This is a genomic window from Streptomyces sp. NPDC007025 (assembly GCF_042869455.1).
Taxonomy (GTDB): domain Bacteria; phylum Actinomycetota; class Actinomycetes; order Streptomycetales; family Streptomycetaceae; genus Streptomyces.
On sequence record NZ_JBIAFT010000010.1, the window covers coordinates 113791 to 127699 of the forward strand.

At 75.3% G+C, this 13909-nt stretch carries 12 protein-coding genes and 1 pseudogene; 6 read left to right on the forward strand and 7 right to left on the reverse strand.

Annotated elements, in window-relative coordinates:
• Positions 1-64: 64 nt before the first annotated feature.
• Positions 65-1021 (forward strand): glycosyltransferase family 2 protein, encoded by a 957-nt coding sequence (locus tag ACFYMO_RS20425; RefSeq protein ID WP_366770626.1) that lies wholly within the window; start codon positions 65-67, stop codon positions 1019-1021.
• On the opposite strand, the gene ACFYMO_RS20430 is transcribed toward ACFYMO_RS20425, so the two are convergent.
• Positions 927-2120 carry a glycosyltransferase gene (locus tag ACFYMO_RS20430; RefSeq protein WP_366770627.1) on the reverse strand — a complete coding sequence of 398 codons (1194 nt, stop codon included), beginning with the start codon at positions 2118-2120 and terminating at the stop codon, positions 927-929. The two genes, ACFYMO_RS20425 and ACFYMO_RS20430, sit on opposite strands and share 95 nt — an antisense overlap.
• A 153-nt stretch (positions 2121-2273) precedes the next feature.
• Between ACFYMO_RS20430 and ACFYMO_RS20435 the strand changes: the two genes are divergently transcribed.
• A complete protein-coding gene (locus tag ACFYMO_RS20435; RefSeq protein ID WP_388547869.1) occupies positions 2274-3917 on the forward strand; it encodes an O-antigen polymerase in 1644 nt (547 codons plus the stop codon).
• Here the strand turns inward: ACFYMO_RS20435 and ACFYMO_RS20440 are convergent.
• The 3 genes and pseudogenes from ACFYMO_RS20440 to ACFYMO_RS20450 form a co-directional block, all read right to left on the reverse strand.
• Positions 3886-5127: pseudogene (locus ACFYMO_RS20440) on the reverse strand (hypothetical protein); the annotation flags it as partial. The gene ACFYMO_RS20435 and the pseudogene ACFYMO_RS20440 sit on opposite strands and share 32 nt — an antisense overlap.
• Positions 5128-5204: 77 nt before the next feature.
• The gene (locus tag ACFYMO_RS20445; RefSeq protein WP_366770629.1) at positions 5205-6911 is read right to left on the reverse strand and encodes a lipopolysaccharide biosynthesis protein; all 1707 of its coding nucleotides are present in this window, start codon (positions 6909-6911) and stop codon (positions 5205-5207) included.
• Positions 6908-8296, reverse strand: a complete 1389-nt coding sequence (locus ACFYMO_RS20450) for a glycosyltransferase family 4 protein (protein WP_366770630.1) — start codon at positions 8294-8296, stop codon at positions 6908-6910. Before ACFYMO_RS20450 ends, ACFYMO_RS20445 begins: the two co-directional genes overlap by 4 nt.
• A 171-nt stretch (positions 8297-8467) precedes the next feature.
• Here ACFYMO_RS20450 and ACFYMO_RS20455 point away from each other — a divergent pair, with 171 nt between their 5' ends.
• Positions 8468-8950, forward strand: coding sequence for an adenylyltransferase/cytidyltransferase family protein (locus ACFYMO_RS20455; RefSeq protein WP_019358622.1), 483 nt, complete (start codon positions 8468-8470; stop codon positions 8948-8950).
• Here ACFYMO_RS20455 and ACFYMO_RS20460 read toward each other — a convergent pair.
• Entirely contained in the window at positions 8910-9659 is a 750-nt protein-coding gene (locus ACFYMO_RS20460; protein ID WP_388547874.1) for a CDP-alcohol phosphatidyltransferase family protein, read from the reverse strand. The two genes, ACFYMO_RS20455 and ACFYMO_RS20460, sit on opposite strands and share 41 nt — an antisense overlap.
• 161 nt (positions 9660-9820) lie before the next feature.
• On the opposite strand from ACFYMO_RS20460, the gene ACFYMO_RS20465 reads away from it, so the two are divergent.
• Complete coding sequence (locus tag ACFYMO_RS20465) at positions 9821-10789, forward strand: hypothetical protein (protein WP_366770632.1); 969 nt, start codon at positions 9821-9823, stop codon at positions 10787-10789.
• Positions 10790-10913: 124 nt separating this feature from the next.
• On the opposite strand, the gene ACFYMO_RS20470 is transcribed toward ACFYMO_RS20465, so the two are convergent.
• Positions 10914-11744 carry a bifunctional DNA primase/polymerase gene (locus tag ACFYMO_RS20470; protein ID WP_388547877.1) on the reverse strand — a complete coding sequence of 277 codons (831 nt, stop codon included), beginning with the start codon at positions 11742-11744 and terminating at the stop codon, positions 10914-10916.
• 216 nt (positions 11745-11960) lie between these two features.
• Here ACFYMO_RS20470 and ACFYMO_RS20475 point away from each other — a divergent pair, with 216 nt between their 5' ends.
• Positions 11961-12842: a glycerophosphodiester phosphodiesterase gene (locus tag ACFYMO_RS20475; RefSeq protein ID WP_388547880.1), complete on the forward strand. Its 882-nt coding sequence runs from the start codon at positions 11961-11963 to the stop codon at positions 12840-12842.
• An 89-nt stretch (positions 12843-12931) separates the two neighbouring features.
• Here ACFYMO_RS20475 and ACFYMO_RS20480 read toward each other — a convergent pair whose 3' ends face one another.
• On the reverse strand, positions 12932-13546 hold the full coding sequence (locus ACFYMO_RS20480) for a TetR/AcrR family transcriptional regulator (RefSeq protein ID WP_366770635.1): 615 nt from the start codon (positions 13544-13546) through the stop codon (positions 12932-12934).
• A 129-nt stretch (positions 13547-13675) separates the two neighbouring features.
• Here ACFYMO_RS20480 and ACFYMO_RS20485 point away from each other — a divergent pair, with 129 nt between their 5' ends.
• A complete protein-coding gene (locus tag ACFYMO_RS20485; RefSeq protein ID WP_366770636.1) occupies positions 13676-13846 on the forward strand; it encodes a DUF6243 family protein in 171 nt (56 codons plus the stop codon).
• Positions 13847-13909: the final 63 nt, after the last annotated feature.

Sequence of the window (13909 nt, forward strand, 5' to 3'; positions counted from 1 at the left end):
GCCCCCGGAAGCCACCCGAGAAGTACCGCCCCAGGAAGCTCAGGAAGCTACGGAGAGAGCCCCCGTGCAGAAACTGCCCGTCGTCGTCGCGATACCGACCCGGAACGAGGCCGAGAACATCGCCACCACCGTCCGGTCGGTGATCGACCACTTCGCGCACGTCGTCGTGGTCGACTCGGACAGCACGGACGACACCCGCGCGCTCGCCGCGGCGGAGGGTGCCGAGGTGCTGCCCTACACCTGGGACGGCGGATACCCGAAGAAGAAGCAGTGGTGCCTGGAGCACGTGCACCCGCGGACCGACTGGCTCCTCTTCCTCGACGGCGACGAGACGCCGAGCGCGGAACTGCTGGCCGAGCTGCGGCAGCTCTTCAGTCCGCCGCCCGGGCGCACGCTGCGTCCGGCCGCGTTCGACATCCCGCTCGGCTACTGGTTCGCCGGACGCCGGCTCCGGCACGGCTACACCATCGTCAAGCGGGTGCTGCTGGACCGCACCCGCTGCCGCTTCCCCGAGCCCGACGACCTGGCCGCACCGGGCATGGGCGAACAAGAAGGCCACTACCAGCCGCTGGCCGCCCCGGTGGTCCGGCTGCGCTCCCCCATCGAGCACCGGGACCTCGATCCGGTGCGTACCTGGTTCGAGCGGCACAACCGGTACTCGGACTGGGAGGCGTGGCTGGAGGCACACCCGGTGGTGCGCGAGCAGATCCGGCAGGCCAAGACCCGGCAGGGCCGCCTCTTCCACCGGGCCCCGCTCAAGCCACTGGTGTCCTTCGCCTACGCCTACGGCTGGAAGCGGGGGTTCCTCGACGGCCGGGCCGGGCTGGACTATGCGCTGGCGATGAGCTTCTACCGCTGGCAGATCGGCCTCAAGGCCCGCGAGGCGGCCGCCGGAGGGCCGGGCGCCGTCGGGGAGCCGGGCGCGGTCAGCGCGTCGTCGGCGCCGGACGGGCGCCGGCGGTCCGGTCCCGCACCTGCCCGTACACCTCCCGCAGGGTGTCGACCACCGCGTCGAGGGTGAACCTCTCGCGCGCCAACTGCCAGGCGGCCCGGGACGCGGCGGCACCGGCCTCCTCGTCCAGCAGTTCCAGTACGGCACGGCCGATCCGGGGCCCGTTCTCCGGGTCGTCCGGCGCACTGTCCACCACCCGCCCGGCGCCCGCCGCGGCCACGTCGGGCGCCAGCCCGCTGGTGCGGGTGACGACGACCGGAAGCCCCACCGACAGCGCCTCCAGCACCGAGACGGAGAAGGCGTCCTTGATGGACGGCAGGACATACACCTCGCTCTCGCGCAGCCGCGCGAGCACACCGGCGTGGTCGAGCGCGCCCACGTACTCCAGCGCATGCCCCACCCCCAGCGAGCGGGCGCGCGCCAGCATCTCCCCGGCCAGCGCGCCGGTGTCCGGCCCGGCCAGCACGAACCGCGCCTCGGGGTACTTCGCCAGCACCGTCGGTATCGCCCCGACGAAGTCCTGCGGGCGCTTGCCCTCCTGCACCCGCGCGCAGTACAGGACCGTGGGCGGCCGGCCCGGTGCCCGCCCGGAGCCGCGTGCGGGCTGCGGGGTGACACCGTTGACCAGCCGGTACGCCGGGCCCATCGGCTCCGGCGCCACCACCGCCTCGGTCAGCTCCCGCTCCTGCTCGGTGAGGTGGAGCACGGCGTCGGCCTTGCGCAGGACCCGGCGCAGCCCCAGCACGTCCACGGCCCGGGCCACCCGCTTCTCGGTGGGGTCGATCATCCCGTGCGTCTGCAGCACCAGCGGGCGGCCCAGCGCAGAGGCCAGCAGCGCGACCGGGAGCGTGACCAGGTCGCGCATCAGGTGGACATGGACGACGTCGGCCGAGCGCAGCATGCGCGGCGCCGCCGCCAGCAGCGCGGCCGAGGTGATACCGCTGACCTCGAACCGCGGCAGCAGACGGCGGGCCTGGAAGAGGCGGGCCGGGACACCGTCCACGGTGCGGGGGAGCGGCCGGCCCGCAGGGAATCCGTCGCCGAGCGCCACCAGGGCCGTCTGGTCGCCGCGCGCCCGCAGTCCGCGGCACAGGTTCAGGGCGACCCTGGTGGGGCCGCCGAAGTCGTGGGTGGGCGTATGCAGCGTGACGATGTGCAGCACCTTCAACGGTGTCCCCTCCCCTGGCCGTGCCGATGATATTAGTCGGTACAGCTGCTTTCGCCCCGGTCTTTCATGGTTTTCGCGGCCTGCGCGGCCCCCGCGGGTTCCGCGGGTTCCGCCTCCCGCCGTCGCGGGGCGGCGCCGGCCCCGGGAGCGGCGATGAGCGACGCGGACACCCCGGCCTCCGCGCCGCGGCAGCGGTTCGCCGCGACGGCGCCCCGCGCGGTGCTGTCCCGGGCACTGGCCGTCCCGCTGGTGGCGGCACTCGTCGCCGTCCTGCCCGCGGCGGTCGCCACCCAGCCCGGACCCGGTCCGCACGACGCCGCCTTCTGGCTCCAGTCGGCCACCTGCGCCTACTCCGGCACCCGGCTGGCGGCCATGGTGCTGACCGCGCACCGCCGGCTCATCCAGGGCGCGTTCTGGCTGTTCTGCTACATCGCCATGGGGATCGCGCCGCTGGCCCAGACCGTGCTGGACAGCACGCCGACCCCGGTGGTCGGACCGCGCGCGGACACCGTACTGGCCTCGGCGCTGGTGCTGGCGGGCCTCGTCGCCTTCGACGTGGGCGCCCTGCTGGCCCGCCACCGGCCGCCGCTGCGCAGCCGGATGCACGAGCGCCACCGCCCCGCGGCGGTCGTACGGCCGCGCAGGCTGTACGCACTGTGCGCGGTCGCACTGGCGGGCAGCGGACTGCTGATCGCCCGGCTGGACGGGCCGGGCGTTTTCTTCAGCAACCGGCAGGAGATCAGCGAGACGCTCGGGGGTACGGAGGCCGCCTCGCAGGCGGGCTCGGCGTTCCTGCGCGGGTTCGGCACCGTACCGGCGCTGCTGGCGCTGCTCTTCCTCACCCGCCGGCTGGTGGTCTCCCGCGCGGCGCGCCGCAGACCGCTGGTCCCGGTGCTGTGGCTGGTGATGCTGGCGCTCAACACCGTCGTCAACAACCCGGTCTCCAACCCGCGGTACTGGTTCCTGACGGTGCTGTTCTCGCTGCTGTTCACCGCCTTCCCGCGCAGCCCGGTGATGTACCGGGCCGCGCTGGCGACCGGGGTGGCGGTGGCTCTGGTGGTGTTCCCGTTCGCGGACCGGTTCCGCTACGAGGAGGGCGCCGACCGGCCGCGGCAGGCGACGGACTCGCTGCTGGAGCCGCTGACGATGAAGGACTACGACCAGGCCGGCATGCTCGCCAACACCGTCACCTTCGCCGAGTCGGGCGAGGGCCACAGCTACGGCCGCCAACTGGCTGGCACCGCACTGTTCTTCGTGCCGCGCTCGGTGTGGGACGGCAAGCCGCACGACCCGGGCACCCGGGTGGGCACCTGGATGGGGATGCCCTACCCGAACCTCTCCTCACCGCTGTGGGCCGAACTGTGGCTGGACTTCGGCCCGCTGGGCATGGCACTGGGGTTCGCCGCCGTCGGCTACGGCGCCGCCCGCGCGGACCGGCGCTACGCACGGCGCACCGCTGAGGAGGCCGCGGCGGGCCCCGGCCCGCGAAGGCGGCGGGAGGGGGCCGGGCCGGGAAGCGTGGCGGCGGTGGCGGTGCCGCTGGTCGCCGGCTACAGCTTCATCCTGCTGCGCGGCTCGCTGCTCCAGGCCATGGGCCGGGTGGCCATCGCGGTGCTGTGCCTGCTGTTCGTCACTTCGTTCCGGCAGGACCGGCAGGGTCCACGGGACCGGCAGGGTCCACGGGAGCGGCGGGGCCACCCGCCCCGGCGGGACCGGCTTCCGGCTCCTCGTCGGCCCGGGCCGCCCCAGGGGTCCGGCCGGGACCGGGAGCGGACGGAGCCGGACCGGGCGCGCTGACAGCGTCCGGACCCCCCGCCGTACGCAGCAGCCGGGCCGCGCGCAGCCAACTCGCCGTCCCCTTCGCCGCGGAGCCCAGGCACAGCCCCCAGGCCGCGCCCGGCACCCCGCCCAGCGCGTAGCCGCCCAGCAGGCAGCAGACGGAGGCGACGGAGAAGACGAGCTGGAGGGGCAGCGTCGTGCGCGGCCGCAGCACCCGCAGCGTCAGCAGCCCGCAGGTGCCCAGCGCCATCGCCGCGTACTGGCTGCCGGTCGCGGGCAGCAGCCGGGCCGCGGAGGTCCAGGTGTCGCCCAGCAGCGCGCGCCCGTAGCCGTCCGGCAGCAGCAGCAGAACGGCGGTCCAGGCGGCGGCGACCGCGGCGAGCACGCCTCCCGCGGCGGCCGCGGCACGGGCTGCTCGTCGTCCGCCGCCGGTGCGGTTCAGCAGCGGCGGGCCGAACCCGGTCGCGGCGTTGAACAGCACGTTCATCGGCCCGTAGAGCGTGGTGGCGCCCCGCAGCGCACCCACCGCCAGCGGGTCGGCGAGCAGTCCCAGGCCGATGACGGCCAGTTGGCTGCCCGCGTTGCCCACCCCGAACTCGACGGCGAACCGGCGGCCCAGATGGTCCCGGCGCAGGCAGCGGGCCGGGTCCTGGCCCGCGCCCCGGGTGTGCCGCCCCAGCAGCCACAGCGCCACCGCGAGCGCGGGCAGCGCCGAGACCCCCCAGGCCAGCAGCAGCCGCGCCGCACCGGCGCCGGGTGGCTGGGCGGCGAGCGCGGGCAGGACGGCCGCCAGCCGCAGCACGTCGGCGAGCAGCGCGTACTGGGGCCGGTGCAGGGTGGCGAAGGCGTAGCGGGTGGTCTCCTGCGTCAACGTGAGGGGCAGCACCAGCGCCAGCGCGGCCAGCGCGGTGCCGGTGCGGCCGCCCGCCGCCCACAGCGCGGGCGCGGCGACCACGGCCGGGGCCGCGGCCAGCGCGGTGAAGGCCACTCCCGAACGGCAGGCCCGCGCCACGCGTTCCGGCGCGCCCCGCTCCAGGACGAGGGCCTGGCCCACATAGGCGACGGTGAGGCCGAGGAGCACGGTGAAGACCGTGTAGACGAGGGAGAACGCGGCGAAGGCGTGCACGTCCGACCGGCGCGCCGCCACCACCAGCACGGCGATGTTCGTCGCTGCCGCCACGCCCTGGTCGGCGACGGAGCAGACCAGCGCGGTGCGGGCCCGTGGCATCCGCCGCTCCGGTTCCCGCGCCGGACCGCCGCCGGGGTGCTGCACCCGGATCCCCTCTCGTCAGCCGCCGGAAGCGCTCAACGGTCCAGGACCCGCAGACCGACGCCCTCGCGGACGAACTCCGCGGGATGGGGGCGCGGCGGCAGTCCCCGGTCCGGCGGCGAGGCGGGGCCGGACGCACCGCCGCGCCCGGAGTCGCCGCCGGTGCCCTCGGAGTGCAGGAGCGCACCGAGCACGCAGCCGCCCGCGCCGGCGACCAGCTCCCGCACCCGGGCCAGGTCGTCGCGCCGCACCTCGCGCGGGTCGCAGACGAGCAGGACGCAGTCGACCCGGTCGATGAGCGCGATGGCGTCGGCGTACGACAGCACGGCGGGCGCGAGCACCAGCAGCACGGAGTCGCTGTCGTCGGCGTGCCCGATGAGCTGGCTGACGGCCGAGGAGGTGAGCGCGCGCGGCACCTTGCTGACGCGGTGTCCGGGCACCAGGTCGAAGACGCCCGACTCGCCCGCGTCGATCGGGACGCGGTACCCGGCGGGCCAGCCGATGGTGCCGTGGCCGGGCGCCCGGGCCCAGCCGGGCCGGAGGCCGTCCGCGTGCCGCAGCCGCTCGGTGAGCGAGGGGGTGCGCAGATCGGCCTCCAGGAGCAGCACCTCCTTGCCCATCTCGGCGAAGGAGGCGGCCAGGTTCACGGAGGCGGCCAGCGCGGTGCCGATGCCGCCGCGCGGCGGGACGACCAGGACGCGGCGGCGCCGCGCGAAGGTCTCGTCGTAGGCGAGCCGGAAGGCGACCGAGCGGTACTCCTCGGCGAGCCGGCCGCCGGCCAGCAGCGGACGGGAGCGCGCACGGCGCTCGGCCCGCTTCTCGCGGCGGCGCCCGCGCCGGCGCGGCAGGGTGCCCAGTACCGGCGCGTGCAGGGCGCGCACCACGTCGCCGGGGGTGCGCACGGCGGGGTCGAAGACGAGCCGTACCCAGGCGGCGAGCAGGCCGAGGCCGATACCGACGGCGGCACCGAGGCCGAGCATCAGCGGCAGTCCGGGACCGGCGGGCGCGTCGGGCGGGACGGCCTCGGTGACCACGCGGCCCGGGGTGGTGTCCTCGGCGCGCAGGTCGCTGATGCTGCCGTTGAGTTCGGCGATGCGGCTGACGACGGAGGAGTGCGCGGAGAGCGTGCCGTCGAGCGCGCCCTCCCGGCCGGAGGTGGCGATCTCCTCGGCAAGCCGGTCGCGCTCCTTCAGCAGCGGCTCGCGCTGCTTCTCGTAGGAGTCGACCATGCTCGCCGTGCGCGCCTCGGCGTCCTGCTCGCGGTTGCCGAGGTAGGCGGCGGCGAAGGCGTTGGCGCCGCGCGCCGCGGCCCGCGGGCTGTGCCCGGTGTAGGAGAAGCGCAGCATCCGGGTGTCGGGCGGGTTGGTGACCTGGAGGTCGGCGGCGAGCTGCTGGGGGCGGCGCCCGGAGTCCAAGGCGTCCGCGGCACGTTCGGCGACGACGCTGCTGAGCGCGGTGCGCCGCTCGGAGCCCATGCTGGTGCCGCCGGCGGCCGAGGCGGCGCCGCTGCTGTCGAGGGGCAGCGGGCGCACGGTGATCTCGGTGGTGGCGGTGTAGGAGTCGGCGCCGCTGACGCCGAGCCAGCCGCCGCCCAGGACGCCGAGGGCGATGCCGAGCGCGATCAGCCAGCGGTAGCGCAGGAGTTGGCGGAACTGGTCGCGGAGCAGGTCGGGTTCGTCGTCGGGATGGACGGCCGGGGCCGGATCCCGCTCGTCGCGGCCGGGCACGCCGTGGCCGCTCACGCCGGTCCGCCCTGCTGCCGGACGGCACCCGCCGCGGCGCCCCGCCGCGGACCGGGCCGGGCGCGGGGGCCGGTGCGGTGGCCGCCGGGTGCGGGGGCCAGGGCGCGGGCCTCTTCGAGCAGCGCGGTCAGCCGGGCCAGCGCCGCGGTCCGCCCCAGGTGGCCGGTGGCGTACGCGCGGCCCGCGGCACCGAGCGCGGCGGCGCGGGCGGGGTCGGCGGCCAGGCCGCGGAGGCCGTCGGCGAGCGCCGCGGGGTCCTCGGGCGGTACCAGGACCCCGGCGCCGGAGCGGCGGATCTCGCCCGCGGTGCCGCCGCTTCCGGCGACGGAGGCGAGGACCGGGCGCCCGGCGGCGAAGTAGGAGGTGAGTTTGGAGGGGACGCTCATGTCGAGCACGGAGGCCCGCTGGGTGACGGCCAGCACGTCGGCGGCGGCCAGCACTTCGGGGAAGTCCGCCTCGTCGGCGGGCGGCAGCAGTTCGACGCCGGGCAGCGGGGCCGCCAGCCGGTCGAGGTGGCGGCGCTGGTTGCCGTCGCCCATCAGGACGACGCGTAACCGCTCGCCGCGGAGCAGCCGGGCGGTCCCGATCAGCACGTCCAGGCCCTGTTTGAGGCCCATGTTGCCGGAGTGCAGCAGCACCGTCTCCTCCGGCCGCCAGCCGAGCCGGGAGCGGGTCTCCTCGCGGGGACGGGACGGGGCGGAGATGTGCGTCCAGTTGGGCACGGTACGGATGCGGGAGGCCGGGACGCCGAGCGCGGTGACCCGCTCGGTGAAGCTCTCGTGGATGACGCCCACCAGGGTCGCCGCCGCCAGCACCCGGCGCTCCACGGAGCCGGCGAGGGCGGCCGCCCGGTCGCCGCCGCGGATGCCGCTCTGCGCCGCCCCGGCGCCCATCAGGTCCTGGACGACCGGCACGAACGGCACTCCGGCACGGCGGGCGAGCCGGGCGCCCAGCAGTCCGCCCGCGAGGCTGGGGAGTTGGGCGACGACGGCGTCGGGCGGTCCGCCGAGCCGGGGCGGGGCGAGCAGTCCGTGGGCGAGCACGGACGCCTCGTACAGCGCCCGGCGCGCGGCGGTCTGCCGGGGCGGGACGGTGTGCCTGCGGCGGTGCACCCGGACTCCGCCCCGCTCCTCGGTGGCCCGCCAGACGCCCCGGTAGGCGGGGTCCGTACGCCAGGCGGGGTAGTGCGGCATACCGGCCAGGACGTGCACGTCCCAGTCGGGGCGCGCGGCCCAGTGCTCGGCGAGCTGGGCCGCGTAGGGCCCGATGCCGGCCTGCTCGGGTGCGTAGTTGGTGGACACCAGCAGCACCCGGCGCCCGGATGCCTCCTCGCGCAGCCCACCGGGCGCGGTCCCGTCCCCGGGCACCGCGTCGCCGTTCACCATGGATCCCCCCACAGGTCCGCCGCTCGTTCCCCCGGGGCAGCGTAACGCCTGCCGTGCGTGCATTCGCCGACCTGTGCCTGATTCCCGCCGGTTGTGGTTGCATGCTGCGATGCGCGGCGGCCGGGGAGGGCCGCGGCGCGGTCAACGGCATGCGTCCTGGGGGGACTTCACATGACCCACACGGTCGGCTACGCGCCCGGAGCGTACGACCTGTTCCACGTCGGCCATCTGAATCTGCTGCGGCACGCCCGCTCGCGGTGCGACTACCTGGTCGCGGGCGTGGTCTCGGACGGGATGGCCGAGCGCGCCAAGGGGCGCCCGCCGGTGATCCCGCTCGTCGAGCGGCTGCAGATCGTCCGCAGCATCCGGTTCGTGGACGCGGCGTTCGTGGAGACGGTCCCGGACAAGCTGGAGACCTGGCAGCAGGTCAGATTCGACGTGCTGTTCAAGGGGGACGACTGGCGGGGTACGCCGAAGGGCGAGAAGCTGGAGGCCGACTTCCGTACGGTCGGCGTAGAGGTCGTCTACTTCCCGTACACCATGCATACCTCCAGCACTCAGCTGCGGCGCGCACTCGACGCACTGGCCGCCCCTTCCGGGCCGGCCGCGCCGGTCACCCCGGAGGCGGGGCGGACAGCTCCCGGAACCATTTGACCGCGAACGCGGCGAGGAAGAGCGCGTAGCAGACGAACAGCGCGGCGTACCCGGCGCGGAACAGCCCCGGGGCGCCGAGCAGCAGGAAGACGGCGCAGAAGACCCCGTGGTCCACCGGGAGCAGCGCCACGGCCCGCAGCGTCGAGGGCGGCGCGGCGTCCGGCGGCGGCGCAGCGGCACGAGGGTCGGGCCGGGGCCGGAGCTTGTCGGTGAGCAGCCCGCCGAAGAAGATCAGCACCGCCACGAGCTGGAAGCCCAGCGGCAGCAGCAGCCAGCCCGCGTGCGGCGGTTCCGCGAAGCGGTAGAAGGAGATCAGCACGGCCGAGTGCAATCCGGTGATCTTGGCGCAGTCCACCACGTGGTCCAGCCACTCCCCCGCCGGGCTGCCGCCGCCCCGCAGCCGGGCGAGTTGCCCGTCGGCGGAGTCCAGCGCGAAGCCGACGAAGAGCGCGGCCCAGACGGCCGCGCCCAGCACCCAGGACGGCCGCACCAGCGCCACGCCCACCACCCCGGCGAAGCTGCACCCCGCGCTCAGCAAGGTCACCTGGTTCGGGCTGAGCCCGGCGCGGTACGCGGCGGCCGCGAAGACCCTGCCGAGCGGCCGGTTGAGGTACCGCGAATAGAGCGAGACCCCCTTGGCCGTCTTCTGCGCGCCCTGTAACCGGCGCAGCGCCGTACCGAATGCTGCGGCCTCCGTGGCCTGGACCATGCACGCCCCCTCGGTCGTCCTGCCGCGCATACTGGGCCAGGCACCGCGCGGCACGCCAGACCCCGCAGGGTAGGGTGCCTTCGCCGACAGCACCGGGAGGGTGGGAACAGGTGAAGGGGTTGAGGGCTGGCAAGCCCCCGCGCATACCGCTGGCAGCGGCCGTGACGACCGGAGCACTGCTCGCCTCGCTCACGGGCTGTGTGACCGTGCACGGCGAGAGCGCCGTGGTCCCCGCGCTGAGCGAAGCCGAGGCGGCGAAGGTGCTCAAGACCTTCGTGGCGAAGAACAACCGCGCCAACACCGCCTACGACGCCGGGTTGAACGCCCGGATCGAGACGGGCGCCCTCGGCGCCATCGACCAGGCGGGCCTCAAGTCCCGCAAGGAGGTCCGCCCGAAGGGGAACCCGGACTACCAGCCGCTGAAGCTGACCGACACCCGCTATCTGATCCCCGAACAGGCGGGCTGGCCGAAGTTCTTCGTCACCGACTCGCGCAGCAACCGCAAGGGGCAGGGCCGCTGGCTCTTCGTCTTCCAGCGCCAGCGGGCCGACGGGCCGTGGAAGGCGTCCTACCTCTCGGTCGTCGCGCCCGACCGGATCCCCCGCTTCGCGCGGGACGAGCACGGCCGGGTGCAGGCCGTGCCGGTGGGCGGCGGCTCCGGGCTGACCGTCCCGCCGGACGAACTGAGCAAGCGCTACACCCGCTATCTGCAGGAGGGCGCGGGCGACGACTTCGCCGCCGGGCGGCACACGACGGCGCTGCGCGAGAAGCGGAAGAAGGCGCTCAAGCGGGAGAACGTGCGCAACGAGTTCGCCGACCGGGCCGCGCAGCCGCCGCAGTACGCGCCATTCGGGCTGCGCACGAAGGACGGCGGGGCACTGGTGTTCTTCACCACCCTGCACCACCACAAGCAGACGCTGCCGCGGGGATACAAGCCGCAGATCAAGGACCCGCTGGTGAAGGCGATGATGTCGGGCACGCCGAAGCAGTCGGTGACCTTCGTGCGGGTCTCGGAGCAGGCCGTCACCGTTCCGGCCGAGCAGGCGCGGGGGAAGTCCGGCAGCGGCTCCGGCGGCAAGGTCGACTTCCTGAGCCGCATCGAGGGGCTGACCGCCGCACGCGGCGAGTGAACCCGTCCCGCCGGACCGGGGCCGCCCCCGGCCCGGGTGCGGCACGCGCACCGCACCCGGGCCGCGGAGCCACGGAGCCACCGGCCGGAACGGGGCGCCGCGCGGTGGCGGTCGGCGCCGGGCCTCAGCGCACCGGCCAGGGGGTGTGCTGCTCCAGGCCCTCCACCGTCACGGCGTACTCCGCGCAGGCGTCGGTGAGGGTCTCCAGCAGGGCGAGGGGCTCGGGGAGCGCGTCCCCCTCCTGCGGGGGGCGCAGCCAGTGGACGCCTTCGGCCGTGTCGGGCAGCCGCGAGGGCGGCAGCAGCACATAGCTGCCCCGGCAGTGCCAGCGCAGTCCGGGGTGCTCCTCCATCGTCTCGGGGTGGCTGTCCAGCTCGCAGGGCCACCACTCGTCCTCGTCCTCGGGGGTGCCCCGGGTCTTGGTGAAGAAGAGCATCCGGTCGCCGCCGTGCAGCGCCACCGGTCCCAGCTCCGGTTCGGCGCCGGGGCCCGCCGCCCGCTCCCGCTCCTCCAGCACGGCCAGCGCCGCGTACCCCGCCTCGGCCGGGACGTCCAGCACGTCGTGGGCGCGGCCGGTGGCGGTGATGAAGTTGGCCTCCGGTTCGGCCCGCAGCCAGCGTTCGACCTGGGCGCGGTCGGTGGTGGCCTGGGTCTGCCAGGCGAAGGAGACGGGGTGCCTGCCGGGCGTCGGACAGCCGATCCGCACACAGGAACAGCCGTACCCGGACGGGTGAGCGGCGGGGGCCAGCGGGAACCCGGCCCCGGCGGCCGCGAGCAGGAGCGTTTCACGGTCCCGGGCCGCTTCCGCCGCGGCGGCCGGCCGGTTGCCGCGGCCGCCCCAGCGCCGTCCCCCCGTGCCGCGGCCCTGCGCCGGGGAGCCGGGGTCGGACGGCTCGGCCGTGCCGTGCCCGGCCCGGCGGCGCAGCCATCGGGCGATCCTGCTCTCGCGTTCCATCTACCGCCTCACTCCGCGACCGGGAACCATGAACTCCGAGGGTACGCAGCCCCGCGGCGCGCTGAGGTGGATTCCGCGGATCGCCGATGTCCCCCTGCCATCCTGCTCCTCCCGGCGGCGGCCGCGGCAGCCGGGGTCGGGACGTCACCCGGCGGGACGCCACCCGGCCGGACGCACTGCCCGGCGGTCCGCCCGCTTCGCCCCTAGTTTGGGATCATGGCGACAAAGGCGGCTTTTGCTCCACTGATCTCGTTGTTCACCCTGACTCTCGTCGCGGTACCGGCCGCACCGGCCGCCTCGGCCGCGCCCGCCGGCCGCACCGGCCCCCCGGCCGTCGAGCAGGGGGTCGGCCGCACGGTGGCACCGCGGCTCTCCCGGCTGTCCGGCACCACCGTCACGGCACACCGCGGCGGCGCCCTGGAGGTCCCGGAGAACAGCATGCAGGGAATGGCCGCGACCCGGCGGCGCGGCTACGCACACGTCCTGGACGCCGACATCCGCCGACTGCGCGACGGGACGCTGGTGGCGATGCACGACGACACCCTGGACCGCACCACGGACCAGCACGGCAGGGTCGGCGCACTCGACTGGAAGGCGTGGCAGAAGGTGCGCCTGGCCCCGAAGAGCAGCCTGCCGGGGCAGTGGCGTCCGGAGCGCCCGCCGGCCGCGCGGGAGATCCTCGACCGGTTCGGCGGGGACATCCCACTGATGCTGGAGCTGAAGGACCCCGAGGGGCTGCCGCGGCTCGCCCGGCTGATCCGTGAGCGGCATCTGACCCGCTCGGTGCTGGTGGAGTCCAACGATCCGCGGGTCGCCGCCGCCGCGCACGAGGAGGGCCTGCTGACGGCGGTGTGGCGCTCGGCACGCCAGGCGGCCGGCGACCGCCCCGAGCGCTGGAAGGACTATGTGACGATGCTCAGCATCGACCACCGGGCCGCGGCCGGGGACGTGCGCAGGGCCGTGCGCTCGGGGATCGGCTACGTCTGGTCGCACACGGTCAACACCCGCGCGGCCCGGGACCGGATGCTGAGACTGGGCTGCGAGGGCATCGTCACCGACCGGCCGGGCAGCCTGGCGCCCACCGGGGTGGAGCCGTAGCGGCGGCGTGTGCCGGGCCGGGAGGCCGGCGACGGGAGACCGGCGACGGGAGTCCCGTCCGCCGTGCGGTCCCCGGTGCGGCACGGGGTTCAGTCCGCCGCGGGCCGCGGGGTGAGCGCCCGCAGGACCAGTTCGACCAGCCCGTCGGTGAACTCGTGGGTGAGCGGGCCGGTGCGGTTGAGCCAGCGCTGCTGGAAGGGGCCGAGCAGCAGCTCGACGGCGAGGCCGGGATCCACGTCGGGGTCGATCTGCCCGGCACGCTGCGCGGCGCGCAGCCGCTCCGCGTACAGCTTCCGGCCCGGGTCCTGGAGCCGGACGGCGAACTGCTCGGCCAGCTCCGGGTCGGCGGCCGAGGCGACGGCGAGTGCGCGGTAGGGCGCCTCGAACCCGGCGTCGGAGAACTCGTCCGCGGTGGCCCGCAGCACCGCCTTGAGGTCGGCCTCGAGGTCTCCGGTGTCGGGCAGGCCGCCGTGTTCCTCGGTGCGGACCAGGTCGGTGAACGCCTCCAGCAGCACGGCTGCCTTGGAGGGCCACCAGCGGTAGATGGTCTGCTTGCCGACTCCGGCCCGCGCTGCGATCGCCTCGATGGTCAGCCTGGGATACCCGACCTCGCCGACCAGTTCGACACTGGCCCGCAGGATCGCGGTGCGGGAGTGCGCGCTGCGGCGGGAGACACCGGGATTCTTCGGGGTCGCGGAGGGCATGCCCCGAATCTAGCAGCGAGTCGAGACGAAACGAACCGTCTTGACAAGAGGGGGTGGCCCATCCATCCTCGCCAAAGACGAGACGATACGTGTCGACTCGTCAGAGATCCGGCAGGAGAGGAGACGCTCATGAGCAAGGGACGCGGCGGGAGGATGCTCGGGGTCGGCGGTGTCCGCACCCACCTGTCCCGCGGCCGGCTCCCCGGCAGCGGGGGCGCCCCAGGGGCTCCCGCGGGCGGGAGCGACCCGTCCGCGCAGAAGCGTGAACTGCTGCGCAGACTCCGGGAGTCCCGCAGGTGACCCGCCCGCCGCCGGGCACTCACACGTACTTGACCGGCAATCCACACGAACAGGCTCCCCAGG

Coding starts and splice junctions, on each gene's coding strand:
- ACFYMO_RS20435 (WP_388547869.1), top strand. CDS start 2,274: ATGAGCGACGCGGACACCCCGGCCTCCGCGCCGCGGCAGCGGTTCGCC.
- ACFYMO_RS20470 (WP_388547877.1), bottom strand. CDS start 11,744: ATGGAACGCGAGAGCAGGATCGCCCGATGGCTGCGCCGCCGGGCCGGG.
- ACFYMO_RS20455 (WP_019358622.1), top strand. CDS start 8,468: ATGACCCACACGGTCGGCTACGCGCCCGGAGCGTACGACCTGTTCCAC.
- ACFYMO_RS20450 (WP_366770630.1), bottom strand. CDS start 8,296: ATGGTGAACGGCGACGCGGTGCCCGGGGACGGGACCGCGCCCGGTGGG.
- ACFYMO_RS20475 (WP_388547880.1), top strand. CDS start 11,961: ATGGCGACAAAGGCGGCTTTTGCTCCACTGATCTCGTTGTTCACCCTG.
- ACFYMO_RS20485 (WP_366770636.1), top strand. CDS start 13,676: ATGAGCAAGGGACGCGGCGGGAGGATGCTCGGGGTCGGCGGTGTCCGC.
- ACFYMO_RS20480 (WP_366770635.1), bottom strand. CDS start 13,546: ATGCCCTCCGCGACCCCGAAGAATCCCGGTGTCTCCCGCCGCAGCGCG.
- ACFYMO_RS20460 (WP_388547874.1), bottom strand. CDS start 9,659: ATGGTCCAGGCCACGGAGGCCGCAGCATTCGGTACGGCGCTGCGCCGG.